A 25024-nucleotide genomic window follows, 5' to 3' on the forward strand; every position below is an offset into this window, starting at 1 on the left:
TCCGGGTGCGGTAGAGGAACCCGCGTACGCGGACGGCGATCAGCCAGAGAGCGGAAAGCGCGTGCACCACGTGCCTCCTGGGAGCGGACGGATCGTCGCGCTGCCGGGGGCCGGGGCCGCTGACTCCAACGTAGTCCCCCAGAGGCAGCCCGGCCAGGCCCGACGCCGGCCAAAGTCCCGAGTCCCTGAACACCGTTGGCGCGTTGGCGTGTTGCCTCCTGTGTGGACGGGTCGGCCGGGGCTGGCGTGGGCGCTGCGGCTCCAGCCCCCCGGTGGAACCGGACGCGTTCGCCGCAGCGCACCGCGGCCCGTCGTCGTCCCCAAGGCAGCCATCATGCCGCGAGGCCGGAACGCGGTGGCACCGGTCCCGCTGAGCCTGCCGACGACCGGCACGGCCGGTCGCGATGGCGAACTCCCCGACGTCGAGCAAGCGTTGACAGGAGTGGATGCGGGGCGTTGACTGGCAGATACGGCACAGAGTGACAGCGCTCCCGGACTGTCCGGGCAGCAGCCCTGACGCCGTTTCGCCGGGACCCCGCGGATCTTGACCGTGCGGAGACCTGGCCATGCTGTTGCGGATCGTCCTCGACGTGCTGACCCTGGTGTTGTTCGGGGTCGGCCTTGTCACCATGCCGTTCACCCCGGCGCCGACGACCGGCACACATGCCAGGCACGCGCGCGCACGAAGCCCGACAGGGACCACGGCCACGACGCCGGCAACCAGCGCGTCGCAGCCGACGGCCGGACGGACCGCACCTGGAACGGTTTGAGGCGGACCGTCGCACGGGCGAGCAGCGCGTACACAGGCGCCCCTCGGGCGCCGACCAGCAAGACCCGGTCGCGGAAAGGCGGGTGCAGGCGCGATGTTCATGCGGGCGTTGAGCCGACGGCGGGCCCGGACCCGGCGCGACGCCGTCGCCGACCTGTCGGCGGTGGCGTACGGCGGAGCGGTGGGCGAGGACCTTCGTGACCGCGAGGTCTTCCTGGAGCAATTCACCATCGACACCGCGCGGCCAGGGTTCACGATGGTGGCCGTCGGCGAGGCCGGTTGCGCCTACGGCTCCGCCCTCGACCCCGAAGGAGATTGGTGGCGCGGGTATTTCGGCGAACCGCCAAACCAGATCAAGGAACTCATCTCGCGGGAAAGGGCGTTCGCCGTCATCGGCCTGATGCCCCAGCCCGACTGCCGACGGCGGGGCGTCGCCTCCCGCATGATGGGGCACCTGCTCACCCGGTGCGGCGCGGACCTGGTGGCCGCCTTCGCCGAGGCGACGAACATCCCAGCCCACAACGCCTTCGTGGGCTGGGGATGGACCCGCACCGGAAGCCTGCGAACCGATGCCACCAGCCCGGTCCGCGGCGTGTGGACGCACCCGGTGCAACCGAACAAGCCCCCGCCCGACCAGCACGCAAACCGGAAGGCCGTGTCCCGATGAGCACCCGGACAGCAGGTCCCGAAGCGACAGCCCAGCGCGGCGCCGGCAGCGGGAGCCCGGCGGTCAACGTCGTCGCCCGCGCCGGCCTGGCGGCCCGCGGGGTCGTGTACCTGCTGGTCGGCGCGTTGGCCGTCCAGGTCGCCCTGGACGACAAAGGCAAGCAGGCCGACCGCGGCGGGGCGCTGACCGAGCTGGGCGAGCAGCCGTTCGGGGCGTTCCTGGTCTGGACGGTGGGCGTCGGTCTGGTGTGCATGGCGTTGTGGCGGCTGTCGGAGGCCGTGCTCGGAGCGGCCGGACCGGGCGGCCACGACACCTCCAAGCGGCTGCTCGCCGCGGCACGGTTCGTCTTCTACTCCTTCGTGGCCGCCTCGGTGATCTCCTTCGCGGCCGGGGAGAAGGACAGCGGCGGTGGCTCCAGCGACAAGCAGTCCAAGGACGCCACCGCGAACGTCCTGGACCTGCCCGTCGGCCGCTGGCTGGTCGGCCTCGTCGGCGTGGTCATCGCCGGCGCCGGGATCTGGGTCACGGTCCGCGCGATCAAGAGGGAGTACCGCAAGCACCTCAAGCTCTCCGAAATGTCGAAGGGCACGGAAAGGGCCGTGGACACCCTCGGCATCGTGGGGGGCGTCAGCCGCGGTGTCGTCTTCGTCGCGGCGGGCTGCTTCGCGGTCGTGGCGGCCGTCAAGTACGACCCGGACAAAGCCAAGGGCATGGACGACACACTCCGCTCGTTCGCCGACACCCCGGCCGGGCCGCTGCTGCTCGTGGCCATAGCGGTGGGGCTGGTCCTGTTCGGGCTGTTCTCCTTCGCGATGGCCCGCTGGCGCAAGGTCTAGTGCTGTGGCCGGGAAGGTTTGCCGGTTCTCGTCGTTCAGTGCGGTGCATCGCAAGGCGCGGGCCCGAAGCTCGTACTCGGTCGTACTCGCGAGGGTCCGCAACGCCGCGAGGCGCCGTGCTGGGCGGCGAGAACCGGTGAACCTTTCCGGTCACAGCACTAGACGCGGCCTCGGGGAGAGTCGGACGGTCGACGCCTTCGTCGCGGCGACGTCGGCGGCGACCGGGTGGTGTGGCCTCGGCAGCGCCAAGGGCGGCCGGTGGTTCCCGGACGGCCGAGCGCCGAAGGCGCCTGAGCGACGTTGGCTTCCGCGCCGCCGCAGGACGGCTTGTTAGGCAGCGGGTATGCGGGTAGCCGCGTACCCGGGACCCACGCCGCGAACGGCGGTTCCTGGCAGGGTGGTGCGGGTTGCCGCCAAACAGGTTCGCCGCCGCACGGCGACCGCAACGGCGGACGGGGCCGCGTGGTAACAGCAGCAAGGGGCCGGATGATGACGACGACTTCAGGCCCGCAGGCTCTCGTTCTCGACCTGGACAGCACCCCGGGAGCGGTGCGACGTGCTCGTGAGACCGCGCAGGCATTCCTGCACCAGGCGGCAGCGGCACCTGCGCCCGCGGCGGAGACGGTGCGCGATGTCGTGATGGTGGTCGTCGAACTCGTCTCCAACGCCTGCCGCCACGCCCCCGGCCCGTACCGCCTGAGCCTGTCGGTCGACCGGGACGCGGTGACCGTCGCCGTGCGGGACGGCGGTCCGCAGTGGCTTGCCGCCGTCCCCGACGAACGGCCTCCCGGCGGCTTTGGACTCCTGGTGGTACGCCGTCTCAGCCGCACACTGGACATACACGCCCTCCCGGACGGAAAGGTGATCACCGCCACCATCCCCCGCAGGCCGCACGTCCCACACGTCGGCACGACGCGTGAAGAAGCGTGAACCCTGGGGACCCACGGGCCCTGCGGCGTTTCGGCTCGTCGCCGGCAGCCCGGCTGCCTTGTCGGTCAGCCGGCGTCCGAGCCGGACCCCGGCGCGGCCCCGGCGCCGTCGCGTTCGAGGTCGGCGAGGGTTTCGGTGCCGTCGACGAACGCCCGGGCGAGGTCGGAGAGGCGACGGTTGTGGGAGCGGGCGTAGCCGCGCAGCGCGGTGAACGCCTGCTCCATGTCGATGTTGCGGCGTTCGGCGAGTTTGCCTTTGGCCTGCTCGATCAGGACCCGGCTGTTCAGCGCGTGCTGCAACTGCTCGTTGAGGGCGTCGCTGCGGTCGGTGGAGCGTTGCTGCAGCAGGCTGATGGTGGCGACGTCGGCGAGGGCCTGCGCGATCGGCGTGTCGACCGCGTCGAACGGGCCGGGCTCGGCGCGGAAGAGGTTCAGTGCGCCCACCACGTCGTCGCGCAACCGCATCGGGACGGTCTGCACGGCGGAGAAGCCGCACTGCCGGGCGACCGGGACGAACCGTGGCCACCGTTCCGCCTCGGCGGCGAGGTCGGGAACGGTGACCGGTGTGCCGGTGCGGTAGCACTCCAGGCACGGGCCCTCATCGTTCTGCAGTTGGAACAGTTCGAGCAGACGCACCTGTTCGTCGGACGCGGCCATCACCCGCAGGCTGCCTTGCGGGTCGGCCAGGAGCACACCGGCCGCGCTGACGCCGAGCATGCCGACACAGCGGTCGGTCAGCAGCCGGAGGAAGTCGATGAGGTCGAAGTCGGCGACCAGGTTGTCGGCCAATTCGACGAAGGTCTGGGCAAGAAGTCGTTCATCCATCACAGGCACCCTCGGTCAACGCTACTCCCATCATGGGAGACAAGGAATTTCGTTACAGGGCAGGGGACTTGGCCGGATCATCGATGGTGGTCACCGCCTTCCTCCCCGGGCGGCGACGGTGGCCGCGCCGGACTATCCGGGGTGAACCGCAGGGTGCGGGCGACCACATCGCGTGCGACATCGGCGAGGCGGCGCTCGTGAGCGTAGGCATGCGCGCGCAACCGGATGAACGCCTCGTCGATCCCAACCCGGAGTTGTTCGGTGAGCATGCCGGTGGCCTGGTCGATCTCGGCCCGGTAGCCGTCCAGACCCTCCAGGGAAGGGTCGGGTCGGTCGGATGGCGCCTCGTGCCCGGTGACGGGGGTCTGGAGGAGGACCAGGGTCGCGGTGTCGGCGAAGACCCTGGCGTCGGCAAGCTGATCGGCGTCCAGATGGCATGGCGTGCGGGAGTAGAGGTCAAGGACGCCGGGACTGATGGCGCCGATCCGCAGCGGGAACGCGAAGACCGCACCCGCACCCGCCTGTTCCGCGGCCGGCGCGAACAACGGCCAACGCACCTGGGCGTCATCGGCCGACAGGTCGGAAGTCAGGACGGCCGTGCCGTGCGCGTGCGCGTCGACACACGGCCCTTCGCCGAGGGTCAGTTGCAGTTCCTCCAGCAGTTCGCTGACACCGTCGGTGCTGCACAGCGGATGACTGGCCGTGGTCGGCGACATCGCCGACACCCCGGCACCTTGCACCGGCAGCACGGCGACAGCCGCGGTGCACACATCCAGCACCCCGACCCGGGCTCCGCGCCGGGCGGCGTGCTCGGCGACCAGGACCCGGATCCGCACCGTCCGACCGGTGGCGTTCACGGGCAGCTCCTGTCACGCGTCGACGTCTGCACCGCACACCGCGCGTGTGCGGCGATCAGCCCCGACGGCCGGAACCCCATTGCCCCCACCTCGCCGGGAAGAGTGCTGCAGCGGCCGACCCAGCCCGGCCGACGGGTACGCGGTTCGCCGTCGGATTGCCACATCCGTTTGTGGGGCCGTCGGAGGGGGCGTTGGTCGGGAAATGCGCGGCCTGCCTCGGCGCGGCGGTGACGCTGACCGGTACGGGCGGCGGACGGGCGGGAAGACCGAGCAGGAGAGCGCCGGTTCCCGTCAGGGTGAGGAGCCGGGCCACGATCGGGTTCGGCCGGTGCAGCCGCAGATGGCCGCCCACCTCGGCAGCGCCGCGGGAAACGTCGAGGAAGACGTGCAGGCCGAAGCTGTCGCAGAAGGTGACGCGTGACAGGTCGACGTCGATGTGACGGTGACCGTCGCGCAGGCAGCGCTGCAGCGCGCCGCGCAACTGCGGGGCGGTGTCGGGGTCGATCTCACCCTGAATGACGAACAGCGCCCCCATGCCGGTGTCGCACCTGTGGATGCCCAGGTAAAGGGGATCGCAGTCTGGGACGTGGACGGGCTGGTGGCTGGGCATGACGCCTCGTTCCGGCGGTCGGCCGGGAGGGTCACGCGGGCGGACGTGCCGCTGTGCGTCGATCGTCCCGGTGGTGGCGTGCGTTCGGCAGGCGAAAAGCCGGTCCGGCAGCCGGTGGTCCGAGGCCTGAGACCCGGGCGATTCCCCTCATCGGAGATGCGCCGGGTACGAGCAAGAGTCCGCCCCGGCAAGCATCCATGGTTGGTTGCCAGTAGCCGCCTAGGTCTGGGACGTCTGTCAACCAGCATAGTCATCACACGCCACAACGGGAACAAGCACAGCCATACCCGGGGACGGAGCCGGGCTGATCCGCGCCCGATGCGGCTCGACGTGGCAGGGGGGGGGCGGCCACTGCCTGTGCGCAGAACACGGTGAATCGGGCAGACGGGTGACCATCGAGCGCTTCGAGGTTCTGATCTTTCCGTTCAACGAGCAGGACATGCCGGCGGCGGACTCCCGCGGCCCCGCGGTACGGCCGGCGATCGTCCGGCCTACCGGCGAGCAAGGAGCGTCCGGCTACCCCCGGTACATCGGCGACGGCGTCCAAGCCGAAATCGCCACCGACACCGGGGTGGTCGAGGCCATCACGGTGGACGGCGCCGAACTGGAAGACGGCTGGAGCGCCCGCGCCCAAACCGCCACAGGACCGTCCTGAAACGCCGCCGGACCGTCCTTGCCAAGGGTTGGGCGCAGCGGAGGCCGCACCTGCGCCTCGCTGTTCGGTCGATCCGGCTCTCCGATGCGTCGACGAGAGCCAACGGCATGTTTCACGCGCGGGTGGGGTGGTAATCGGGTCAGTGGACGAATCCGGCACGGGCCCGCCCCCTGGCAGCACCCAACCGCCCGCTGCGGCACAGGCTTTGTGCCCCTGGGCGCGCAGTGCCTGAAGGCACCGGACACCGCGCGGCCCACGCCTGGTGCCGGTACATGCAGCCCCCGACCCAATGGGGCGGCATTTCGGCGCTGCGTCCGCATCGAGGCTTCCGCGAAGGCGAAGGAGCCTGAACCATCATGCCCGCATCCCCCCTTCCCGCCCGACAAGGCGACACACAACCGATCGACAACGAGCTCACCGACGACACCGCCGTGCTCACGACGCAGGAGATGCGGACCATGGGTCGGGCCGCGGTGCACACCCACAGTTGCGCCACGAGGACGCGGATCCGCACCAACCGGCCGACGACGTTTACGGACGGCACCTGCTCCGGCGGGATGTACCTGCCGCACACCGGCGTTGCGTACCGCCGGTCCGGCGCCGTGCCATGCCTACCCGCGCCACGCCTGGGTGACTTCGTGGGTGGCGCGCTGGGCCTGGCTTACCAGCGCGGCCCCGAGTGACGCACGGGGGTTGCCGAGCAGGGCTTCGCGCAGTCGGTCGCCGCTCAGCCAGGCGAGGACCTGGCCGGTGCGCGTGCGGTTCGCCGCCTGCGGGCCTGCGGTTGCGTCGGCCGCATAGGCAGCGGGTTTGGCGAAGAGGATGACCTGTCCTGTCTCGGTGGAGCCGGCGAGCGGTTCCGTGGCGGTGATGGTGGGTTGCGGGGGAGATGAACGAACGGGGAGGCCGAGGAGGAGGGTTCCGGTTCCGGTGAGGGTGAGGAGCCGGGCCACGATCGGGTTCGGGTGGTGCAGCCGCAGGTGGCCGCCGGCCTTGGCGGCGTCGCGGGAGATGTCGAGGAAGGCGTGCAGGCCGCTACTGTCGCAGAAGGTCACACCCGACAGGTCGACGTCGATGGTGCGGTGGCCGTCGTGCAGGCAGCGTGTCATCGAGCCGCGCAACTGCGGCTCGGTGTCGAGGTCGATCTCGCCCTGGACGGTGAGCAGGGCCCCGGTGTTGGTGTCGCACCGGTAGACGGTCAGGTGGACGGGGACGGGGACGGGCCGGCTTTTGGGCATGACGCCTCGATTCCGAGAGCCGACCGGGGTCGCCCTGGAGTCGGTTTCCCGGCTCCGCATTGACGGTTCCCGGTGGTGTGGTGCGGTCGGCAGGCGAAAAGCCGGTCCGGTAGCCGGAGATCCGGGGCCGGGACGCGGTCGATTCCCCTCGGGAACGCGCTCGGGGGCCGGACGAATCATCCGCTCCCTGAAGGCATCCGTGGTCGGTGCCAGTGTGCCGTCGGGGTCTGGGACGTCCGTTCCGCAGCATAGTCCTCAATGCGGCCGTGGGGATCCGCGAACTCCGTCAACCTGCCGCGCATGCGTGCCGACACGGGGTGGAGCCACGGGAGAGGTCAGGCGGATGGACAGCCCACGCGCCGAGTGTGTCCACGGTACGACGGAGAGACACGGTGCCGAACGGCCCGACCGGACCCGAGGTTTGGCTGGTGCCAAGTGACCCGACGGCCTGTGTGGTGATGGTGGTCGCCATCAGGGCATGGTCCGGGTTGTCGACGGGAGCGACGCTGTCGACCGGGGCGGTGTCACTCCACAGCGAGCTTCTCGCTGATGCCCAGAGCCCACGCGTCGATCTCCGCCCAATCGCGGAAGTCGCCGACCCTGCCGCCGAAGGCCCACCCGAACGACCGCTTGCGCCGCGGCATATGGCCCCACTCCAGGACGCCGGCGAAGTAGTGGACGTCGTGCGGGTTCAGGAAGGCGCGTTCGACCGCCACCGCGTGCGGTGACTGTGTGTGCGTCGCGAACCAGCGACTGAGCCGGCGGCGCCCCACAGGCGCCATTCCGACGTTGAACAGCCACAGCGGCCGGTCGGCGAGCTCCGCGGTGTGCCGGTGCAGGAATTCGGCGCCCTCGGGGAGCCAGTCGCCGTCGTGGATCGCGCTGCCGGCGACGACCGCGTGGTACTGCCACAGCCGCTGGATCTCGCGGGCCTCCACGACCTCGACGTCGTTGCCGTGTTCGGTCAGCCGTTCTCCGATGCGTTCCGCGATCGACCGGGTCGAGCCGTGGCGTGTGGCGTAGGTGATGAGGACGAGCACGCAAGCCACCTCCGGATGGGCATTGCGTCCCAGCGTCTTCGTCCGGCCGCTGATACCGCTTCCGCCGGCCAGGACCGCCGTCCGCGTTGCCGACCGGGCCTTCCCTGGAAACCCGAGTGTCCGGCGTCCCGGGGGGTGGACGCCGGACACAGGGCTCCGGTCAGCGCCTGAAGGCGCCCCGGAACGCGCTCATCGCCCGTGCGACGGTCCGCCCCCGACTCCTGGAGGTTCCGTCCGCTTGGCCTTCGGCCCTGCTGCGCCGGTTGCCGACGGCGCGGCCGTAGCCCTTCGAGCGTCCTGCGAGCACGTATGCCTGACCCCTGAGCCTGTCGACGATGCTGATGGCGTCCCTCTCCTGTCGATCGATCTGCGCATGTGGGCCCGCTTCGGGCTGGGGTGCGTCGACGCGGGAGTGTCAACGACGACTGGAGCGGCGGCTGCGGCCGCCGCCGAACACGGCGATGGCCAGCAGGACAGCCGCAGCGATCCAAACAATCGGCATGGTGAACAAGCCGACCCCGAACAACACCAGGGCCAGCACAAGAAGAACAATCCAGATCAGCATGGGCGGTCCTCCACACGGTCACGATCCGCGGGGTCCCGGCGAAACGGCGCGGGGTGCGCTACCCGGAAATCCCGGGGCGTCATAGCCCTCCTGCCGTGCTTTTCAGTCAACGCCCGGTGGCTGCCGCTGTCAATAGGCCTTCGACACTGCGGAGTTCTTCATCCTGGAACTGGACGGTCCGGGTGGTGTCGGACATCAACGGGACCGCCCGGAGCCGGAGTTGCGGGCGCCGACTGTCCAGGCCCGGAGGGCGTCGGCGTGCACGGTGCTTCGGCGAAGGCGCGGGGCTGCTTCTGCTTGGGCGGCGTGCTTGGCGTTCACAGCGGCACCATGGATCGGCGAACTCCGCCAACCTGCCACGCATGCCGTGCAGGCGTGGGGAGAGGACACGGGAGGGTCCGACGGGCGGACCGCCACGCCCGGACGTGCCCGGGACCCGGCAGGAGGATGCGGTGTCGAACAGTCCGACCGGGCCCGAGGTGTCGATGATGGTCGTCGGCGATTCGATCAGCCAGGGAAGCAGCGGCGACTGGACGTGGCGCTAGCGGCTCTGGACGCACCTGCGTGCGCACCGCGTGGGCCTGGACCTCGTCGGGCCGAAGGGCACCCTCGAGAACGCGCGTATCGCCGGGGGCGGGGAGGACCACACGTACGCCGACCCGCACTTCGGCACCGACCACGACGCACAGTGGGGTCGGCCTCTCTCCGACGAGACACACGAGATCGAAGCCAGGGGCACCATCCACACGCCCAAGTACCTGCTTGTCCTTCTCGGCATCAACGACCTGTTCTGGCACCACGTGGCGCCGTCCCGGTTCGAGGTGAGCCTGCGCATGTTCCTCGAAGGCGCCCGCCGCGCCGATGCGGGCATCCGCATCGTTCTCGGCCGCATGCTGCCCACCCACAAGGCCGCGCAGGATCCGGTGTTCGCCGCACGAGTGGCCGCCTGCGACGACCGGATCGGCGCCGTCGCCGCGGAACTCGGCACCGAGCAGTCGCCGATCGTCGTCGCGGCCACCGACAGGGTGTTCGTCGCCGCGGACCACACCTGGGACGGCACGCACCCGAACCTGGCCGGGGAACTGCGCATCGCCGCCGCCTTCGCCGACGCACTCGCGGGCGACTTCGGCATCGGCGCCCGATACCCGCGGCCGTTCCTCCTGGTCCCCGACATCCCGAGGTCCGCCAAGGCGCCCATCGACTGACAGGGGCTTCGGGTCTTATCTCCCTGACGCGTGCGCAGGTGGACCGTTGTCGGTGTCAAGGCCGCCGCCCAGCCGGTCAGAACCTGCGGCGTCGGCCGTGGTGGTGATAGTCGTCGTCGTAGTGGTCACGGCCGTAGCGGGCACGGCGGAAGGTGCCGAGGATCCACGCGATCAGGAGCCCGATCGCGACGACCCACAGCAAGGGCGCGATGAAGCCGAACAGGAACAACACGACAGCCACCACGACGATCAGAACAAGGATCAACACAGCCGGACCTCCACACGGTCACATCCGCGGGGTCCCGGCGAAACGGTATGAGGCACGCGTTCCGGAATCTCCGGAGCATTACCGACGTATACCGTTGGCTCCGAGTCAACGCCCTACCGTCGCTCCTGTCAACCACCTACAGAATCACCGGAGTTCACGAGGCCGAGGGGGCCACGGCGACATGCCGCCCGGGCAGATCGCCAGGCCCCTCCCACCCCTTGGTGACGCGCCGCCCCGGCTCACCCCACCGACGACGCCGAGCAGGTCGACGAACTGTTCGGTGCGCTTGGACATCGCTTGCGGTATTCGCGCTTGACCGCGCGGGCGGCGATCCACGCCCAGGCACGGCGGCCGCGATGATCCACCTGATCGGCATGGTGAAGAAGCCGACCCCGAACAGCACCAGGGCCAGCACCGGAAGCGCGATCCAGACCGGCACGACCGGGCCTCCACGCGGTCAAGCACGGTCCGTGCGGGGTCGGCGAAGCGACATCGAGAGCGCTGCCCGGTCACAGCTGCGCTGTCAACCCCGTTGCCGTAACTCTCAGCCGACGCCCCGCGGCAACATCTGTGAACAACCTTGCGACGTCGGCGAGTTCGAGCCGATTCGATGAGGTTTACGGCGGTTCGATGGGTCGGGCTGCGAAGGTTCCGATGCCGGGCGCCGGGGCGTCAGGAGGCCCGATCCTCCAGGGCGGGTTGCCCCGTCCCTCAGTTGGCTGCACCGCGCAGAGACCACGTCGCCGAACGCTCTCGGTCGCGGCTTCAATGGGTCAGGGCCGCTCGCGGGCGTGGCTTCCCGCGGGGCCGAACCATGGCGACCCTTGGACCGTCCGGCCTGCGGGCGCGGGTGGTGTGTAGCGCTCCACGGGTGATGGTGCGCACCGTCGGCCAGGCTCCCAAGGCACGCCGCAGGTCGGCGCCTCGTCGTCGGACGCGGAACACCAGGCCGACCGTTTCGGCGCGATGCCGGGTGTTGGCCGGGCCGTTGCGTCCGCGGTAGGAGGGCATCAGTGCGCGCGAATCGCGGACGCCGCGCTACGGAGTACTTGCATCTCCTTGCGCCCGGCCACAGTCCGGGGCCTGGGCGGGAACAGTTCGAGGAGCCGGTCGCGCTGGCGTGGGCCGAGCCCTTTGAGCCGGCGGTTCGCCGGGATGTCCATCTGGCCCAGGACGCGTGCGGCGCGGACCTTCCCTACGCCGGGCAGCGCCTCGAGCACCCGGCGCACCGGTGTCTTGCCGGCCACCGGCCCGCCGCGGTCGAACAACGCGGCCAAGGTGAGTGAGCCATCCTTGATGTCGGCCAGGAGGACTGCGCGTTCCCGGCGGGCGGCCACCGCCTTCGCCAGTGCGGCTCTGCGGTCCTCGGGGGTGAGCGTGGGCAGTGCCATGAGGAATCCCCTTATCTTCGGGTGCTGTTGCGGACCCGCATGCACGCGCTGTTCGGCGAGGCGGTCGTGTTCGCCGTAGGGGTCAGTGGCGGTGGCCGAGGCACCCGGCGATCATCAGAACGACTGCCACGATCCACCAGAACAGGAAGGTGGTGAGTCCGACCCCAACCTGCACCAGGGCGAGCAGAACAAGGACGATCCAGAAGAGCATGGCCGGGCCTTCACACGGTCAATGTCCGCGGGGTCCCGGCGAAGCAGGCAGGTGGCGCGTCGCCCGGATATTCCGGGGCGTCATGGCTCTCCTACTGTGCCCATCAGTCAACTCCCGGCCGCGATGGCTGTCAACAGGGCTTCGGCGTAGGGAGGTTCGCCGGATGCCAGACGGCGCCCGGGCGGTTCCGGGGATCGGCAGGGCGCGGGGCGCGGTGCGGGGCGCCTCGGTCGCCCCAGGTGCCTGCGGCGCGCGCAGCACGGGGGCGAACGGGTCGGGGCGGCCGGCCGGGGGCAGGATGCGGTCCTCCCACCACGACAGGCCCAGGACGGTGCCGAGCAGCAGGAAGGGGAACACGGGCACGAGGATTAGTGCGTACATCGATGATGCCTGTCGTCGGGTGCGGATGACGCCGACGGGCTGGAGAGCGGTGCCCGCATAGGGGCGCCCCGTGGGGGCGCGGAAGAGGTTCCGTGCTGCCGGGGGCCGGGGCCGCTTCGCCCACGTTAGCCCCGGTCGCCCCTTGCGCACAGGGGCAACGAGCCCTTGCCCGACGGCTGCCGCCGACCGGCGTATCGCGGCCCGGCTGCGCAGACTGCGTGTAACGGTCGGGGGCGGGGCCTGTTCGCGGCGCCCTCGTGGGACTACGTTGTCCATGACCGCCCTGGCCCCCGGCAGCGAGACGAACCGTCCGCTCCGAGGAGGCGCGTGGTGTACGCAGTCGGCGGACTCCCCCTCATTGCCGCACACTTCCTCAGGGCTCCCGACGGGGTCCGGGCAGGGATCCAGCGTCCGCATCCGCGGTACCGCTTCCGATGGCTGCTCCCGGATGTCGGGAAGGCATGTGCCTCGCGAAGCCGGCCGGAGGACCCGCCTCGTCCGACTCCGCACATCACGAGACGCCGGACCCGCCCACGTACGTCGGCGCTACCCGGACGATTCCGCAACGCCGTGATGTGCGGTGCCGGACGAGGCGGGCACCGCCGGCCGTCGCGCGCACTTCCGCAGACCTCCCGAGGAGGTGGCTTCGCATGACGGAGCCGATCAGCCAGACCCGTCCCAAGCCGCAGCCCCAGGCGCACATCCAGCCCAGGCGCGGCCCCGATCACCCGACCCGGCCGCTCGAACCCCCGGTCGCCGAGCCGGCCACACCGGCCGCACATCCGACTCCGCACATGATGCTCCGCGAGGCACCCGCAGCCCGGGGGAGGACCGCCATCGCGCACGCGGTGGTCGCGAAGATCGCGGGGATGGCGGCCCGCGAAGTCCGCGGGATCCACGCCATGGGCGGCGGACTCGCCCGCGGCTACGGCGCGGTACGCGACCGCGTGCCCGGCACGGCCACGGACATCAGCCGTGGCGTGAAGGTCGAAGTCGGCGAGAAGCAGACGGCCATCGACCTCGCCGTGATCGTCGACTACGGCGTCGACATCGCCGACGTCGCAGCCCAGGCCCGTGCCGACGTCACTGACGCGGTCGAGCGCATGACCGGCCTGGAAGTCGCCGCCGTGAACATCTCCGTTCACGACGTCCATCTGCTCGACGACGACGCGGTGGAAAACCGCACGCCCCGCGTTCGGTGACGCCGCTCCCGCCCGGCCAGCACAGCCGATCAAGAGACGGCACTCCAGATCTGCCCGTGGAGGGTGCTCCCGGCACAGAACAGACCTGGACGACGAACAGCGCAACCGTCGCCAGCCGCAACCCCGCGGCCTTCGGCGCTGCGTGACCGGCCCGGAAAGCCGATCCCCGCAGCCGACACACAACGCTCACAAGGAGCACCGGTCATGGGCATCATCGCCTGGATCGTCCTCGGCCTGGCGGCCGGGGTCATCGCCAAAATGCTGGTCCCCGGCAAGGACCCCGGCGGCCTCGTCGTCACCGCGCTCATCGGCATCGCCGGCGCCCTGCTCGGCGGCTTCATCGCCGTCCGGGTCTTCGACGTCAACGGGACACAGGGCTTCTTCAACCTCTCCACCTGGGTCAGCGCCATCGCCGGATCCATCCTGCTGCTCGTGGCGTACCGCGCGATCACCAACCGCGGCTCGGGCCGCAGCACCGGCCGAAGCCGGGGCCGTGGCCGCAGTGGCGGCAGGAGCCGCGGCAGGGGCTTGGGGCGGCGGACCGCACGGAGGTGACGCCCCACCGCCGATCGCGATACCACCACGCCGATGCCGACAACCCCGCACCACCCGCCGGAACGCGACTTCGACCTCGTCGGCCGACAAGACACCTGCCCCCAGGTGAACGGTCGACGCCGCCACCGCGCCCGAACCGCGGGCGCCCGGCTCGCCGGCCGCGCCGCCGCAGTCTTCGATTCCTGGCTCTGCATCGTCGCCCAGACCGCCCTCGCCGTCGTCTGGGCCGTCCTGAACCACCTGACGCCCGAAGACCGCTGGGTGCCCGGGCCGCTTCTCGCCCTCGCGCTGACGCTGGGACACCAGGCCGCCTACGCGGCCCCGCTCATCCTGCTCGGCCAGATCCGTCTGGCCGACACCGCCCGCATCGACGCCAGGCCCCGCTCTGGAACCTGACCCCGCGTCATCCGCGAACCAGGCAGAACGGCGCGGCACGCACAGATCCAGAGCAAACAGCCACTCCGGCAGCCGAGTTCATCGGCCCGCTCACAGGAGAAGCTCACGGGCCGCATCGCTGCTGCCACAAGGGGTGCCGTCGATGACGGAGCGCGAGCACACGCAAGCTCATGTACGCGAAGGCCACATCGCCCGCGTCGGGAGTGCCACCAGACTCCATGTACCCGACCCGCCGCAGACAGCCGTGGAGGACACCGCGCTCCAGACGGGCCTGCTCCAACAGCCGGGCGGGACACCGGCAACCGCACTCCATCGGTCCGGCGACGGGCGCAGACGCGCAGGTCGGCTCGTGGAACAGCGCCGCCTCCTGCTCCCCCTCGTCCAACCGCTCCGCCACGAAGGCAATCAACGCGGCCAGCTCGGCGACACCTCCGGGATCCGCCATCGTCATCGTGTCCGCCCGCTCTTCCTGCAGAAGCCGACGCCCCCGCAACCAGCAGCAGCGGCAAGCGTGTTCATCGGTGCCCCTCCGAGCGAACGACCCCCTCGATCCTCGCACCAAGCAGCACCGGCACCAGGACCGCGATCACGGCCACCGGCTGACCTGCGGGACCTGCGGGACCTGCCAGGACAAAGACCTGATCCTCAAGGAAGGACCGCACCGATGACCGACAACACGTACCCAGACAACGTCCAGTGGCGTTGACCTTGGCCATGAGGTTCCCAGCCCAAGCAGTTCACGAGTACGCGTGAGATCGTCGAGGGCGAGTGCCGCTGAGTCCTGTGGATCTGGGAGCCGCGCATCGAGGTTCGCAGCCTCGGCCCGAACACCGACCCGGACGCCGCCCCGAGCGCAATGGGGGTGGCCTCGCGATGACGACGCGACGGACCGCTTCCCGGTGCGTGGGTTCGGCTGTCGGGTTCCTCACACTGCGGGATCGAATGTTCCGCGCTTGGTGATCGCTCCACTCGGTGAAGGCGTTCCGGCGGACCAGGTCGGGACGGAGCGGGGTGCTTTATGCGAGCGGTTTTCGTGACACGGTTCGGGGGGCCTGAGGTCATGGTGCTGGGTGAAGCGCCTGATCCGGTTCCCGGTACCGGGCAGGTTGTGGTCGACGTTGCGTTCGCCGGGGTGACGTTCGTCGAGACGCAGATGCGGGCAGGCACCGACCAATGGCACGAACGACCCGAACTGCCTTTCATCCCGGGCGGCATGGTCGCCGGGCGAGTGAGCGCGACGGGCGTCGGGGTGGCGCCGGATTGGGTGGGGAGGCGCGTGCTGGCCGGCACCGGGGGCACCGGCGGGTTCGCCGAACGAGTGGCGGCCGACGCGAGTGAGCTGATCACGGTCCCCGATGCGCTGGACCTGTCCGGTGCGCTCGCTCTGCACACGGACGGCAGCACTGCGGCGGGGCTGCTGGAAGGCGCGTAGGTCAAGCCCGGCGACTGGGTCCTGGTGGAAGCGGCGGCCGGCGGGGTGGGAAGCATTCTCGTGCAACTTGCGGTGGCGGCGGGCGCGCACGTGGTCGCCGCGGCGCGCGGCGCCCGGAAGTTGGACGCGGCCCGCGCGTTGGGTGCCGCGGCCGCAGTGGACTACGCACAGGCCGGGTGGACGGAGCAGGTGCGCGAGGTGACCGGTGGCGGTCCTGACGTGGTCTTCGATGGGGTCGGCGGCGCGATCGGGCGCGCCGCGTTCGAGATCACCGCACGGGGAGGCCGGTTCTCCGTCCACGGTGTCGCCAGCGGGGAACCCACGTTCGTCGACCCGCAGGAGGCCCGCGAGCGCGGGGTCCGGGTGCTGGCGATCGAGCAACTGTTCACGTTCGGCCCGCGGATGCGCGGGTGGGCCGAACAGATCATGGCTGCCGCGGCGGCGGGCCATGTCCGGCCGATGATCGGCCGGACCTTTCCGCTGGAACAGGCCGCGGCCGCACAGGCCGCGATCGAGTCCCGCCAGGCACTCGGGAAGACAGTGATCGCCGTGAACTGACCATGTACGCACCCGCCGACCCGTGGCCCCATCAGGCGCGGATGCGGCGAGAGCGCCTCGCACGGCAACGCCGCCGCCATGGCCCGTGCTGGGCCGATGGCGGCGGCATACGGAACCCGCGGATCCCGTGGTGGCGGCAGACGGCCGGGACGCTGCCGCCGAACCTCCTCGACGTGCCGCGGCACCACCAACCGGTGCCGCGGCACGCCTGCCGAGTGAGGTTCGTTCACGCAGGTCTCCCGGATTCGAGAGGCCCGTCTGTGAACAACGTCCGTCGGTTTTGGATCTGGCGGCCTACGACGTGCCGCAGATGGGGCCTCGTTCCTTGTCGATGATCGCTGTGAGGTCGATCTGGTCGTAGTTGGCGAGAATGACTCCGCACCAGTCCAGGTCGCGGTAGATGGTCCAGTTGGTCGATTCGCCCGCGGCTCCGCCGCCGTGTGTGAGCAGCCGGTGGTTGTTGACTATGGGGGCGGTTGCGCCATAGGCCATGAAGCTCCGTACGCCGGGCGTCGCCGCGCCGCGTGGGCGCATGGGCAGCTTGGCCCCCATGAACAGTTCGGTGTAGGCGGGATTGAGCAGGGCGCCGCTCTGGAGTGCGTGCGCGAACCGGACCAGGTCCGAGGTGGTGGAGAAGGCATTGCCGCCACCGGTGCCGATGAACATGCGCGACGCGCCTTCCCCGGCGCGCAGGACGTCGAACCGCTGGCCCGACGCGTTGAGCGCGTAGGGGTGGGCGATGCGCCCGTCGGCAAGCCACTGCGGCCTGGTGTAGAAGTCGCTGCGGTTCATGCCCGCGGGAGCGAAGATGTGTTCGCGGACGTAGTCGTAGAACGACTGTCCGGAGACTGCGGCGACGATCGCGCCGAGGGTGTCGTAACCGCTGTTGCTGTACCGGCTGTTGGTACCGGGGGCGAAGTGCAGTGGCTGCTTCTGGATGATCCGTACCAGCTCTGCGGTGACCTGGTCGGCGCTGGTCCAGGTGCCGACCTGTTCGAGGAACTCCTGGTTGTCGAGGAGGTCGCCCATGCCGGAGGTGTGGGTGAGCAGGTGATGGACGGTGACGGTGTCGGCGATGGCGGCCGGAAACCCGGGCAGGTAGGTGCCCAGGGTCCCGTAGAAGTCGATTTTGCCTTGCTGTGCGAGTTGGAGGATGGCCAGGGCGGTGAACGGCTTGGAGGCGGAGGCGAGAGCGAAGATGGTGTCCGGGCGGTTGTGTACGGACCGTTCCTTGTCGGCCATCCCGTAGGCCCGGGACAGCACCGTCCTTCCACGGTGGCTGAGGAGTACCGTCCCGGAGAACTGGTCCTGTGCGGCCAGTTGCGCGACGAATCGGTCGTAGGCGCCGCCGGGACGCAGGTCCTCGGGTATCCGGTCGGCCGGAGCCCGGCCGTCACCGTCGGCCTGCGCGGTGACGGCGGTCGCGAGAACGCCGACCGGAGCGGCGACGCCCAGCAGCCGGAGCACGGTTCGCCGGGATGTCGGGGTGCGGTGTCGAGTCATGCGGTCGATGCAACACCGGAGCGTGTTTCGCAGATGTCTCCGCGCTTGCCAACGGCAATGAGGCGTGTGCGTCGGGGATTCACCCCGCCGGGGTGGCGTCGACGGCGTCCTCCCCGGCCGGGGGCGTCGACGTTGACGACCCTGGTGGGCAGGGCGCGTCGGAGGCGGGGGAGGCCCCGGCACCCGCAGGCCGTGCTCCGTCGACGCCACAAGAGCCGCTTGAGTCAGGTCACCAGGTGGGGCGCGGCGGTCGCCGACCGGTGTGGTGCCAGGCACGTTCCCGGCTGGACGTGGAAGCGGGATGCGCCCTTGTGTGAAGCGCTCCGGATACGGTGACGCGGCCGGCCGTTCGGCTGCGGGGTCGTCGCTCCACGCGAGGAAGCGGGTCCGACTGGCCCGCCGGTGCCGCCGCCGGTGCCGCGTCTCGGCCGCGTCGCCGAAGACCTGTGCGGTCGGGATGGGTTCGCCGCAAACGCGGTGCCGTGGCAGCGCGGCCGCGGGGCCCGACCGGAGGCACGGTCGGGCCCCGCGGCGCCAACGCTTCCCCGCTCGACCCCGGGTCGGCGTGCTGTCCGGGACAGGCGGTGAGGCGGCTTTGCGGTCGGTGTCAGGGAGCCGCAAGGGCCTCGGTCGGAGCCAGGCGCGACGCGCGGACGGCCGGGTAGAGTCCCGCGACGCAGCCGATGACGAGCGTTGCTCCGGCTCCTCCGAGGACCGCCCAGGCCGGTAGGGACGTCGGCCAGCCCTGGGAGAGCGCGTATCCCGCGGTCACCCCGGTTCCCAGGAGCGCACCGCCGATGCCGCCGAGGGCCGACAACAGCAGTGACTCGGCGACGAACTGGGTGCGGACCTGGCCGCGGGTCGCGCCCAGTGAGCGCCGCAGACCGATCTCGGCGCGGCGTTCGAGGACCGAGATCACCATCGTGTTCGCCACCCCGATGCCGCCGACGAGCAGCGCCACCGCGCCCAGGCCCAACAGCAGTCCGGTGAACGCGTCGCCCGCCGCCTCCTTCGCGGCGAGGGCATCGGACGGACGCGAGACTTCCACCTCGTTCGGCGCCTCGGGGTTCGCCGTCGCGCCAAGCACCGCCCGGACCTGCTCGACGCGTGCCCCGACAGTTCGGGTGTAGACGGTGGTCGCGTGTCCGTCGAAGCCGAGGACGGTCTCCGCGGCGGGCCAGCCCACGAGGGCGGCAGCGTCCAGTTCCGGTGCCAGCGGGATCGGCTCCAACACCCCGATCACGGTGAACAACCTTTCTCCGATGAGTACTTGAGTGTCCGCGCCGACCGCTCCGATACCCAGGCGCTCGGCGGCGCTCGCGCCGAGGACGGCTGCCGGATAGCCGGCGGTGGCGTCGTTGAGCCACGTTCCGGCCCGCGGTTCGGCGCCGAGGGCGTCGCGCAGGTTGCTGCGAGCCGCGTACGCGCTGATCCCCTGTGTCTGCGTCTTGGGGATCTTGTCGCTGCGGTAGACCTTCGCGTCGTCGACCAGGCCCACCGCCGACACCGTCTCGACCGGCTCCAGGCGGCCCACCATCGCCTCGGATTCGAGCGGCAGTTGCGCGTCCGCTCCGGTGACGGTGCTGCCCGGGCCGACGGTGAGCAGGTTGGTACCCATCTCCGCGAGCCGCCGGTCGAGTTCGGCGCGCGACGACGACGAGATGCCGACCACCGAGACCATCGCGGCGATCCCGATGGCGATGCCGAGCGCGGAGAGGAAGGCCCGCAGTGGCCGGGTGCGCAGCCCCACCGCACCGACTCTGACAACGTCGCGGGGGGTGAGGCGGGACGGGCGAAGTGCCGCCCGGCGCACCCGGACACCGGCCTCGGACGGCCCTGTCCCGTCCTCCCGTGCGGTCACGTGGCCGCCACCGCAACCTGCGGGGAATCCGCTGTCACACGGCCGTCGCGCATGCTGACCTGCCGGGGGAGGGAAGCGGCGATCTCACGGTCGTGGGTGATGATCACGACGGTGGTGCCCGACGCGTGGAGTTCCCGGAGCAGGGTCATCACTGCCGCACCGGAGGCCGTGTCCAGGGCGCCGGTGGGTTCGTCGGCGAGCAGCAGCGGCGGGTCGCCCGCGACCGCGCGGGCGATTGCGACGCGTTGCCGCTCGCCGCCGGACATTTCGTGGGGGCGGTGGTGCATCCGGTGGCCCAGGTCGACACGGTGCAGCGCCGCCGCGGCGCGTCTCCTGCGTTCGCGGTGGCGCAGGCCGGTGTAGAGGAGGCCGTCGGCGACGTTGTCCAGCGCCGGGGTTCCGGAGGCCAGGTGGAATTGCTGGAAGACGAAGCCGATGCGGCGCGCTCGAAGCCCCGAGAGTTCGGCGTCCGAGAGTTCCGCGACGTCGTAGCCGTCGACGTGGACCACCCCCGTGCTCGGCCGGTCCAGCGTGCCGAGCATGTTGAGCATGGTGGATTTGCCGGACCCGGACGGGCCGACGATGGCCACCAGTTCCCCGCGCGCGATGGCGAGGGTGACATCGGACAGTGCGGTCACGCCGCCCGCGTACGCCTTGGACACGTTGCTCAAAGTGATCATTTCGGCATCCCCACCGTGGTTCCCTCGGTGAGGCCTTCACCGGAGACCTCGACCCGGCCCGCGGCGAACAGGCCCGTGGCAACAGGGACGTACCGCGTCGTGGCACCGGTGACGACCTCGACGCCGAACCCACCGGACGGCAGGGCGACCAGCGCCGCGACCGGGACCGTGAGGACGTCGTCCCGGGTCCCGGCGGTGAACGTCACATCGACGGCGGCCAACGCGTACGGTGCGGCCTGGTGGGCCTGCCGGTCGTCGAGTGCGACGACGACCTCCACCTTGGTGGTCGGCTCCTCGTGCGGTCCGGCGGCCGGCTCGATGACGGTCGCGACGTCGTGGACCCGGCCGCGTACCGGTGTGTCGTCGGGAAGCGTCACGGTCACCTCGGCGTCCTTGGCCGCCAGACGTCGGTCGGCGGTCTCGAGCGCGACGGTGACCACCGTGGCGTTGCCCGTGTAGGTGAGTACTTCGGCTCCGGCCGTCACGGCGGTACCGACGGTCCCCTTGACGGCCTCGACACGGATCTCGTCGGGCGCGAACACCACGTGTCCCAGCGCGACCACGCCGGTCTCGGGAACGCCGAGGTCCTCCTGCCAGTCGGCCACGGCATCGGCGGTCGCCTCGGTGTAGTCGTCGTCGACCGTGAAGCCGCGGCTGCCGAGGGCCCACAGGTTGGTCTCCAATTGGCGGACGTCCTCGCCTTCGACGCCGACGGCGAGGTCGCGGTACGCGGGCAGCGCGCCGTACAGGAGCGGCACCGGCTCCGCGTCGACGGCGTACACGGCCTGCCCGCGCACGATGCGATCGCCGGACTCCGGGACGGCCGTGATCGTCCCGGCGCGGCGCCCGGTGACCGTCGTCGTCGGTCCGAAGCCGAGCTCGCCGTCGGCGGTCCGGGTGTCCTTGAGGGACTGCCGACTGACCTCGGTGGTCTTCGGGGGCAGCGGCCCCGACCGGGCGGGCCTGTCCGCACCGCCCTGGCCGCGGAGGGCGAACGCGCCGGCGGTCATCGCGGCAATGACCGCCGTGACCGCGGCGGATGCGACGACGGTACGCCTGCCGCGCCGCGCACGGGAGGGGCGGTCCGCAAGGCCGTCGTCGGGTGTCGGCGCCGTGCCGGGCTCCGAGCTGCTCATCCCTGCCCCTGTCCGGCCTGGCCGCCCGAGAAGATCGGCTGGCAGGCGGCGGCAGCCTTCTCGAAGTCGGGGTCCTTCTGAACCTCTCCGCTCATCCGCACGCCCTGCTGGTTGGGATCGGGGTCGGGAAACGCCTCGACGCCCCTGTCGCGCATACACGCGGCGAACTCCTGCCCGGCCGGGTTGCCCTGCCCTCCCGGGGCGACCGCGGACTGGGGCGGGCTGAACGTGCGGCACGCCTCCTTCGCCTTGCCGACCGTGGCCATGTCGGTCGTGCCGCTGTCGATCCGCAACTGCACACTCTGCCCGGGCAGCGGGTCCGCGACATCGAGGCCGTTCTCCCGCAGGCACTCGGCGTACTTCACGCTGCGCTCGTCGTCGCTCAGCCCGGAGGCCGTTCCGGCCGGCGTCCGGGCGGCCTTGTCCGACCCGTCGCCGTCGTCCGAGGAACACCCGCCGACCACCAGAACCACCGCCACCGGCAGCAAGGTGGAGAGCACCCGGGGCACGGATTTCGGCCGGGGCCGCAGTTCTCCGAATATCCGCGTCGGCAGTGATCGGGTGATGCGCATCGATGTCTCCTCGTCGCGGGCCGGTTCGTTCCGGCCGGTCGGGAGCCGATAGAACGCCAACAGTTGTTTCCCCCTTGTCTCCACCCGTCCCCGGACACGCCTGCGGACGGGAGCATCGTCGCCGGCGGGCCGGGTGGACAGGACGGCAGACACAACGCCGGCCCCGAGGACTGAGACCGGAGCCTGGAGACACCTGCGGTACGCGAGTTCAGTTCATCGGCGCATCGGCGCATCGGGGGAGCGACCTCCTAACGCGCACGAAACGCCCGCTCCGCGAGCATGGGCCGCTCCTGTGCAGTGCCGCCCAAGAGAAAGCAGGCCGCCAATGCGGATCCTGGTGGTCGAAGATGAACCGACCCTCGCCGATGCGATCGCGGAATGGCTGCGAGACGAGGCACACGCCGTCGACATCGCCTACGACGGCGAGGCGGCGCTGTACCGCGCCGAGACCAACGACTACGACATCGTCGTCCTCGACCGTGACCTCCCTCGCCTGCATGGCGACGATGTGTGCCGCTCGCTTGTCGCGTCAAGATCGCCCGCGCGCGTCCTCATGCTGACCGCCGCCGCCGAGGTCACCGAGCGCGTCACCGGACTCGCGCTGGGCGCCGACGACTACCTCACGAAGCCGTTCGCGTTCGCCGAACTCGGAGCGCGCGTCCAGGCGCTCGGGCGCCGCGCCCGCCCGGCCGCCCCGCCCGTGCTGTGCCGAGCCGGCGTCACACTCGATCCCGCCCGCCGCAAGGTATTCCGCGACAGCCGCTATGTGCCGTTGTCGAAAAAAGAGTTCGCGGTCCTGACCGAACTGCTGCTCGCCGACGGGGCCGTGGTCGCCACCGAGCAACTACTCGAAAAGGCGTGGGACGAACACGCCGACCCGTTCACCGGCGCAGTACGCCAAGCCGTCCTCAAACTGCGCCGCAAACTCGGTGACCCGCCCGTCGTGGAGACCGTCACCGGGGTGGGGTACCGCATCCCGTGAGAATCACACTGCGCGCCCGGCTCACCGTCATCTACGGCGCGATGTTCCTGGTGGCCGGGGTCGTCCTCCTCGGCCTCACCTACGCCCTGTTCACCCAACAGCTCGAACGCTCCCGGGTGGTCAAGGTCACCACCGGCGCGTCGACCCCGGCGACCCCGCAGAGCGAGGCCCTCCTGCAGCAGCAGGTGTTCGCTGTCGGCGCCGACGGCGAGCTCCATGTGGGCGAGGCGGCGCGGCGAGAGATGCAGTCATACAAGGAGCACCTGCGCGACGCCGCGACAACATCGATGATCACGCAGGGCGGTGTCGCGCTCGCCATCGTCGGGGGCCTTGCGGCGGGATTCGGCTGGTTGATCGCCGGGCAGGTGCTGCGGCCTCTGCACCGCGTCACCGACACCGCGCGCCGCATAGCCGCGGCGCCCGCCGCGAACCGGGGTCTGCGCGAACGCATCGCCCTGCGCGGGCCCGACGACGAAGTCAAGGAACTGGCCGAGACGTTCGACCGGATGGTCGAACGCCTGGACCGCTCCTTCGACGGGCAGCGCCGATTCGTCGCCAACGCCTCGCACGAACTGCGCACCCCGCTCACCCTCGGGCGTGCGCTGGTGGAAGTGGCGATGCACCGCGGCACGGCGTCGGACGACGTACAGCGGCTGGGCGCGAAGCTCCTGGAGATCAGCACGCGCCACGAACGCCTCCTCGGCGGCCTCCTCGCGCTCGCGGACGCTGAGAACGAACTCACCGAACGCGCATCCCTCGATCTCGCGGACATCGTCGGCCACGTGGTCTCCCAAACCACGCCCGCAGCCGCGCGCGCGGGGGTCACAGTCCACGAGCACGCCGGCGAATCACTAGTGGTCGGCGACGCCCTCCTCCTCGAGCGACTCGTGCACAACCTCGTCGAGAACGGCATCCGGCACAACACCGCGGACGGTTGGGTCGCCGTCACCAGCCGCACCCTCCCGGACGGACGCGCCGAAATCGAGGTCGCCAACAGCGGCGATCACATAGAACCCGACGACGTACCAAACCTGTTCGAACCCTTCCACCGCCTCGGCGGACACCGCCCGGCCGACGCCGGCGGCGCCGGGCTCGGCCTGTCCATCGTCCAGGCCGTCGCCCGCGCCCACGGCGGCGACGTCACCGCCCATGCCAGGCCCGACGGAGGGCTCGCCGTGATCGCGACGTTCCCCGGTGATCCGGCGCGCCCCGACGACCAGCCCACCGGCAGACGTCTCCAGGCCGCACACGTGTGACAGGTGCGAACGGGGGCCGTGCTACCGGCGGGCTGGTCGTCGGGGCGCCTCCGCGCCCCCATGATCTGGATCAAGGACCTCACGCGGACCAGGCAATCACGACTCGCTACGGCGTGCCCCGCGGTGTGCGCTGGATGGTCTCGCGTGCTACGCGGATGAGAGCGGCGTTGTCCGGGGCGGGAGCGCCGTCGGGGAGGTGGAGTACGTCTCCAGGCCGACCCGGGTATCCAGGCGGCGGGAGGCCGCAAATCGCAGAATGGGCCACGCGGCGGTCCTCGCCGTGCAGGAGAATCGGCGAGGCAACCGATTCAAGTTCATCCAGCAAGCCGGCTGCGGCATGGAGCGCGTCCTGCGGGGCGGCCTCGGTGATCTCGGCCAGGACACGTAGCTCACCCGATTGGATGGACGAGTGCGGTCTATAGGTGATCCGCGTATGACGGCCGC

General features: G+C 70.8%; 27 protein-coding genes and 1 pseudogene. 13 read left to right on the forward strand and 15 right to left on the reverse strand.

From position 1 onward, the window contains the following. The first annotated feature begins 566 nt into the window (after positions 1-566). The 4 genes from ACWD12_RS17810 (at position 567) to ACWD12_RS17825 (ending at position 3202) form a co-directional block, all read left to right on the forward strand. Positions 567-770: a hypothetical protein gene (locus tag ACWD12_RS17810; protein WP_450100277.1), complete on the forward strand. Its 204-nt coding sequence runs from the start codon at positions 567-569 to the stop codon at positions 768-770. 99 nt (positions 771-869) lie between these two features. After that, entirely contained in the window at positions 870-1436 is a 567-nt protein-coding gene (locus ACWD12_RS17815; protein ID WP_450100278.1) for a GNAT family N-acetyltransferase, read from the forward strand. Beyond that, on the forward strand, positions 1433-2272 hold the full coding sequence (locus tag ACWD12_RS17820) for a DUF1206 domain-containing protein (RefSeq protein ID WP_450100279.1): 840 nt from the start codon (positions 1433-1435) through the stop codon (positions 2270-2272). The genes ACWD12_RS17815 and ACWD12_RS17820 overlap by 4 nt, the downstream gene beginning before the upstream one ends. 489 nt (positions 2273-2761) lie before the next feature. Continuing rightward, positions 2762-3202: an ATP-binding protein gene (locus ACWD12_RS17825; RefSeq protein ID WP_450100280.1), complete on the forward strand. Its 441-nt coding sequence runs from the start codon at positions 2762-2764 to the stop codon at positions 3200-3202. Positions 3203-3267: 65 nt separating this feature from the next. On the opposite strand, the gene ACWD12_RS17830 is transcribed toward ACWD12_RS17825, so the two are convergent. The 3 genes from ACWD12_RS17830 to ACWD12_RS17840 all read right to left on the reverse strand — a co-directional run bounded on the left by ACWD12_RS17830 (position 3268) and on the right by ACWD12_RS17840 (position 5493). Continuing rightward, positions 3268-4026, reverse strand: coding sequence for a GAF and ANTAR domain-containing protein (locus ACWD12_RS17830; protein ID WP_450100281.1), 759 nt, complete (start codon positions 4024-4026; stop codon positions 3268-3270). Positions 4027-4103: 77 nt separating this feature from the next. Further along, positions 4104-4883, reverse strand: a complete 780-nt coding sequence (locus ACWD12_RS17835; RefSeq protein WP_450100282.1) for a GAF and ANTAR domain-containing protein — start codon at positions 4881-4883, stop codon at positions 4104-4106. 55 nt (positions 4884-4938) lie between these two features. Further along, a complete protein-coding gene (locus ACWD12_RS17840; protein WP_450100283.1) occupies positions 4939-5493 on the reverse strand; it encodes an STAS domain-containing protein in 555 nt (184 codons plus the stop codon). Between the two features lie 388 nt (positions 5494-5881). On the opposite strand from ACWD12_RS17840, the gene ACWD12_RS17845 reads away from it, so the two are divergent. Beyond that, positions 5882-6148: a hypothetical protein gene (locus tag ACWD12_RS17845; protein WP_450100284.1), complete on the forward strand. Its 267-nt coding sequence runs from the start codon at positions 5882-5884 to the stop codon at positions 6146-6148. A gap of 611 nt (positions 6149-6759) precedes the next feature. Here the strand turns inward: ACWD12_RS17845 and ACWD12_RS17850 are convergent. The 3 genes from ACWD12_RS17850 to ACWD12_RS17860 form a co-directional block, all read right to left on the reverse strand. After that, the gene (locus ACWD12_RS17850) at positions 6760-7386 is read right to left on the reverse strand and encodes an STAS domain-containing protein (protein WP_450100285.1); all 627 of its coding nucleotides are present in this window, start codon (positions 7384-7386) and stop codon (positions 6760-6762) included. A 524-nt stretch (positions 7387-7910) separates the two neighbouring features. Then, positions 7911-8426 carry a flavodoxin domain-containing protein gene (locus ACWD12_RS17855; protein WP_450100286.1) on the reverse strand — a complete coding sequence of 172 codons (516 nt, stop codon included), beginning with the start codon at positions 8424-8426 and terminating at the stop codon, positions 7911-7913. Between the two features lie 415 nt (positions 8427-8841). After that, positions 8842-8991: a hydrophobic protein gene (locus ACWD12_RS17860; RefSeq protein ID WP_450100287.1), complete on the reverse strand. Its 150-nt coding sequence runs from the start codon at positions 8989-8991 to the stop codon at positions 8842-8844. A gap of 575 nt (positions 8992-9566) precedes the next feature. Between ACWD12_RS17860 and ACWD12_RS17865 the strand changes: the two genes are divergently transcribed. Continuing rightward, complete coding sequence (locus ACWD12_RS17865; protein WP_450100288.1) at positions 9567-10196, forward strand: GDSL-type esterase/lipase family protein; 630 nt, start codon at positions 9567-9569, stop codon at positions 10194-10196. 76 nt (positions 10197-10272) lie between these two features. Here ACWD12_RS17865 and ACWD12_RS17870 read toward each other — a convergent pair whose 3' ends face one another. From ACWD12_RS17870 to ACWD12_RS17880, 3 genes are all read right to left on the reverse strand, one after another. Continuing rightward, a complete protein-coding gene (locus tag ACWD12_RS17870) occupies positions 10273-10464 on the reverse strand; it encodes a hydrophobic protein (RefSeq protein ID WP_450100289.1) in 192 nt (63 codons plus the stop codon). Positions 10465-11474: 1010 nt separating this feature from the next. Beyond that, positions 11475-11855: an integration host factor, actinobacterial type gene (mihF, locus tag ACWD12_RS17875; RefSeq protein WP_450100290.1), complete on the reverse strand. Its 381-nt coding sequence runs from the start codon at positions 11853-11855 to the stop codon at positions 11475-11477. 82 nt (positions 11856-11937) lie between these two features. After that, complete coding sequence (locus tag ACWD12_RS17880; RefSeq protein ID WP_450100291.1) at positions 11938-12066, reverse strand: hypothetical protein; 129 nt, start codon at positions 12064-12066, stop codon at positions 11938-11940. A 1175-nt stretch (positions 12067-13241) separates the two neighbouring features. On the opposite strand from ACWD12_RS17880, the gene ACWD12_RS17885 reads away from it, so the two are divergent. From ACWD12_RS17885 to ACWD12_RS17895, 3 genes and pseudogenes are all read left to right on the forward strand, one after another. After that, positions 13242-13649, forward strand: a complete 408-nt coding sequence (locus ACWD12_RS17885; RefSeq protein ID WP_450100516.1) for an Asp23/Gls24 family envelope stress response protein — start codon at positions 13242-13244, stop codon at positions 13647-13649. Between the two features lie 204 nt (positions 13650-13853). Further along, positions 13854-14120, forward strand: a pseudogene (locus tag ACWD12_RS17890) (GlsB/YeaQ/YmgE family stress response membrane protein); the annotation flags it as partial. 117 nt (positions 14121-14237) lie between these two features. Next, complete coding sequence (locus ACWD12_RS17895) at positions 14238-14600, forward strand: DUF1003 domain-containing protein (RefSeq protein WP_450100292.1); 363 nt, start codon at positions 14238-14240, stop codon at positions 14598-14600. Between the two features lie 103 nt (positions 14601-14703). Here the strand turns inward: ACWD12_RS17895 and ACWD12_RS17900 are convergent, their stop codons facing one another. After that, the gene (locus ACWD12_RS17900) at positions 14704-15045 is read right to left on the reverse strand and encodes a hypothetical protein (RefSeq protein ID WP_450100293.1); all 342 of its coding nucleotides are present in this window, start codon (positions 15043-15045) and stop codon (positions 14704-14706) included. Between the two features lie 615 nt (positions 15046-15660). Here ACWD12_RS17900 and ACWD12_RS17905 point away from each other — a divergent pair. After that, complete coding sequence (locus tag ACWD12_RS17905; protein ID WP_450100294.1) at positions 15661-16032, forward strand: alcohol dehydrogenase catalytic domain-containing protein; 372 nt, start codon at positions 15661-15663, stop codon at positions 16030-16032. 45 nt (positions 16033-16077) lie between these two features. After that, positions 16078-16590, forward strand: coding sequence for a zinc-binding dehydrogenase (locus ACWD12_RS17910; protein WP_450100295.1), 513 nt, complete (start codon positions 16078-16080; stop codon positions 16588-16590). A gap of 294 nt (positions 16591-16884) precedes the next feature. On the opposite strand, the gene ACWD12_RS17915 is transcribed toward ACWD12_RS17910, so the two are convergent. The 5 genes from ACWD12_RS17915 to ACWD12_RS17935 all read right to left on the reverse strand — a co-directional run bounded on the left by ACWD12_RS17915 (position 16885) and on the right by ACWD12_RS17935 (position 22342). Then, positions 16885-18093, reverse strand: a complete 1209-nt coding sequence (locus tag ACWD12_RS17915; protein ID WP_450100296.1) for a serine hydrolase domain-containing protein — start codon at positions 18091-18093, stop codon at positions 16885-16887. Between the two features lie 607 nt (positions 18094-18700). Then, positions 18701-19906: an ABC transporter permease gene (locus ACWD12_RS17920; protein WP_450100517.1), complete on the reverse strand. Its 1206-nt coding sequence runs from the start codon at positions 19904-19906 to the stop codon at positions 18701-18703. Positions 19907-19950: 44 nt separating this feature from the next. After that, positions 19951-20634, reverse strand: coding sequence for an ABC transporter ATP-binding protein (locus tag ACWD12_RS17925; RefSeq protein ID WP_450100297.1), 684 nt, complete (start codon positions 20632-20634; stop codon positions 19951-19953). Continuing rightward, a complete protein-coding gene (locus ACWD12_RS17930; RefSeq protein WP_450100298.1) occupies positions 20631-21770 on the reverse strand; it encodes a peptidoglycan-binding protein in 1140 nt (379 codons plus the stop codon). The genes ACWD12_RS17925 and ACWD12_RS17930 overlap by 4 nt, the downstream gene beginning before the upstream one ends. Further along, positions 21767-22342 (reverse strand): hypothetical protein, encoded by a 576-nt coding sequence (locus ACWD12_RS17935; RefSeq protein ID WP_450100299.1) that lies wholly within the window; start codon positions 22340-22342, stop codon positions 21767-21769. Before ACWD12_RS17935 ends, ACWD12_RS17930 begins: the two co-directional genes overlap by 4 nt. 325 nt (positions 22343-22667) lie before the next feature. On the opposite strand from ACWD12_RS17935, the gene ACWD12_RS17940 reads away from it, so the two are divergent. After that, positions 22668-23324 carry a response regulator transcription factor gene (locus ACWD12_RS17940; protein ID WP_450100300.1) on the forward strand — a complete coding sequence of 219 codons (657 nt, stop codon included), beginning with the start codon at positions 22668-22670 and terminating at the stop codon, positions 23322-23324. Then, positions 23321-24580, forward strand: a complete 1260-nt coding sequence (locus tag ACWD12_RS17945; protein ID WP_450100301.1) for a sensor histidine kinase — start codon at positions 23321-23323, stop codon at positions 24578-24580. The genes ACWD12_RS17940 and ACWD12_RS17945 overlap by 4 nt, the downstream gene beginning before the upstream one ends. Positions 24581-25024: the final 444 nt, after the last annotated feature.

This window comes from Streptodolium elevatio (assembly GCF_053592165.1).

What these genes read in the sequence shown, in the direction of transcription:
- ACWD12_RS17810 (WP_450100277.1), top strand. Translation starts at nt 567, where the DNA reads ATGCTGTTGCGGATCGTCCTCGACGTGCTGACCCTGGTGTTGTTCGGG.
- ACWD12_RS17820 (WP_450100279.1), top strand. Translation starts at nt 1,433, where the DNA reads ATGAGCACCCGGACAGCAGGTCCCGAAGCGACAGCCCAGCGCGGCGCC.
- ACWD12_RS17830 (WP_450100281.1), bottom strand. Translation starts at nt 4,026, where the DNA reads ATGGATGAACGACTTCTTGCCCAGACCTTCGTCGAATTGGCCGACAAC.
- ACWD12_RS17905 (WP_450100294.1), top strand. Translation starts at nt 15,661, where the DNA reads ATGGTGCTGGGTGAAGCGCCTGATCCGGTTCCCGGTACCGGGCAGGTT.
- ACWD12_RS17860 (WP_450100287.1), bottom strand. Translation starts at nt 8,991, where the DNA reads ATGCTGATCTGGATTGTTCTTCTTGTGCTGGCCCTGGTGTTGTTCGGG.
- ACWD12_RS17930 (WP_450100298.1), bottom strand. Translation starts at nt 21,770, where the DNA reads ATGAGCAGCTCGGAGCCCGGCACGGCGCCGACACCCGACGACGGCCTT.
- ACWD12_RS17900 (WP_450100293.1), bottom strand. Translation starts at nt 15,045, where the DNA reads ATGGCGGATCCCGGAGGTGTCGCCGAGCTGGCCGCGTTGATTGCCTTC.
- ACWD12_RS17925 (WP_450100297.1), bottom strand. Translation starts at nt 20,634, where the DNA reads ATGATCACTTTGAGCAACGTGTCCAAGGCGTACGCGGGCGGCGTGACC.
- ACWD12_RS17840 (WP_450100283.1), bottom strand. Translation starts at nt 5,493, where the DNA reads ATGCCCAGCCACCAGCCCGTCCACGTCCCAGACTGCGATCCCCTTTAC.
- ACWD12_RS17815 (WP_450100278.1), top strand. Translation starts at nt 870, where the DNA reads ATGCGGGCGTTGAGCCGACGGCGGGCCCGGACCCGGCGCGACGCCGTC.
- ACWD12_RS17895 (WP_450100292.1), top strand. Translation starts at nt 14,238, where the DNA reads ATGCCGACAACCCCGCACCACCCGCCGGAACGCGACTTCGACCTCGTC.
- ACWD12_RS17915 (WP_450100296.1), bottom strand. Translation starts at nt 18,093, where the DNA reads ATGACTCGACACCGCACCCCGACATCCCGGCGAACCGTGCTCCGGCTG.
- ACWD12_RS17825 (WP_450100280.1), top strand. Translation starts at nt 2,762, where the DNA reads ATGACGACGACTTCAGGCCCGCAGGCTCTCGTTCTCGACCTGGACAGC.
- ACWD12_RS17940 (WP_450100300.1), top strand. Translation starts at nt 22,668, where the DNA reads ATGCGGATCCTGGTGGTCGAAGATGAACCGACCCTCGCCGATGCGATC.
- mihF (WP_450100290.1), bottom strand. Translation starts at nt 11,855, where the DNA reads ATGGCACTGCCCACGCTCACCCCCGAGGACCGCAGAGCCGCACTGGCG.
- ACWD12_RS17935 (WP_450100299.1), bottom strand. Translation starts at nt 22,342, where the DNA reads ATGCGCATCACCCGATCACTGCCGACGCGGATATTCGGAGAACTGCGG.
- ACWD12_RS17885 (WP_450100516.1), top strand. Translation starts at nt 13,242, where the DNA reads ATGATGCTCCGCGAGGCACCCGCAGCCCGGGGGAGGACCGCCATCGCG.
- ACWD12_RS17880 (WP_450100291.1), bottom strand. Translation starts at nt 12,066, where the DNA reads ATGCTCTTCTGGATCGTCCTTGTTCTGCTCGCCCTGGTGCAGGTTGGG.
- ACWD12_RS17850 (WP_450100285.1), bottom strand. Translation starts at nt 7,386, where the DNA reads ATGCCCAAAAGCCGGCCCGTCCCCGTCCCCGTCCACCTGACCGTCTAC.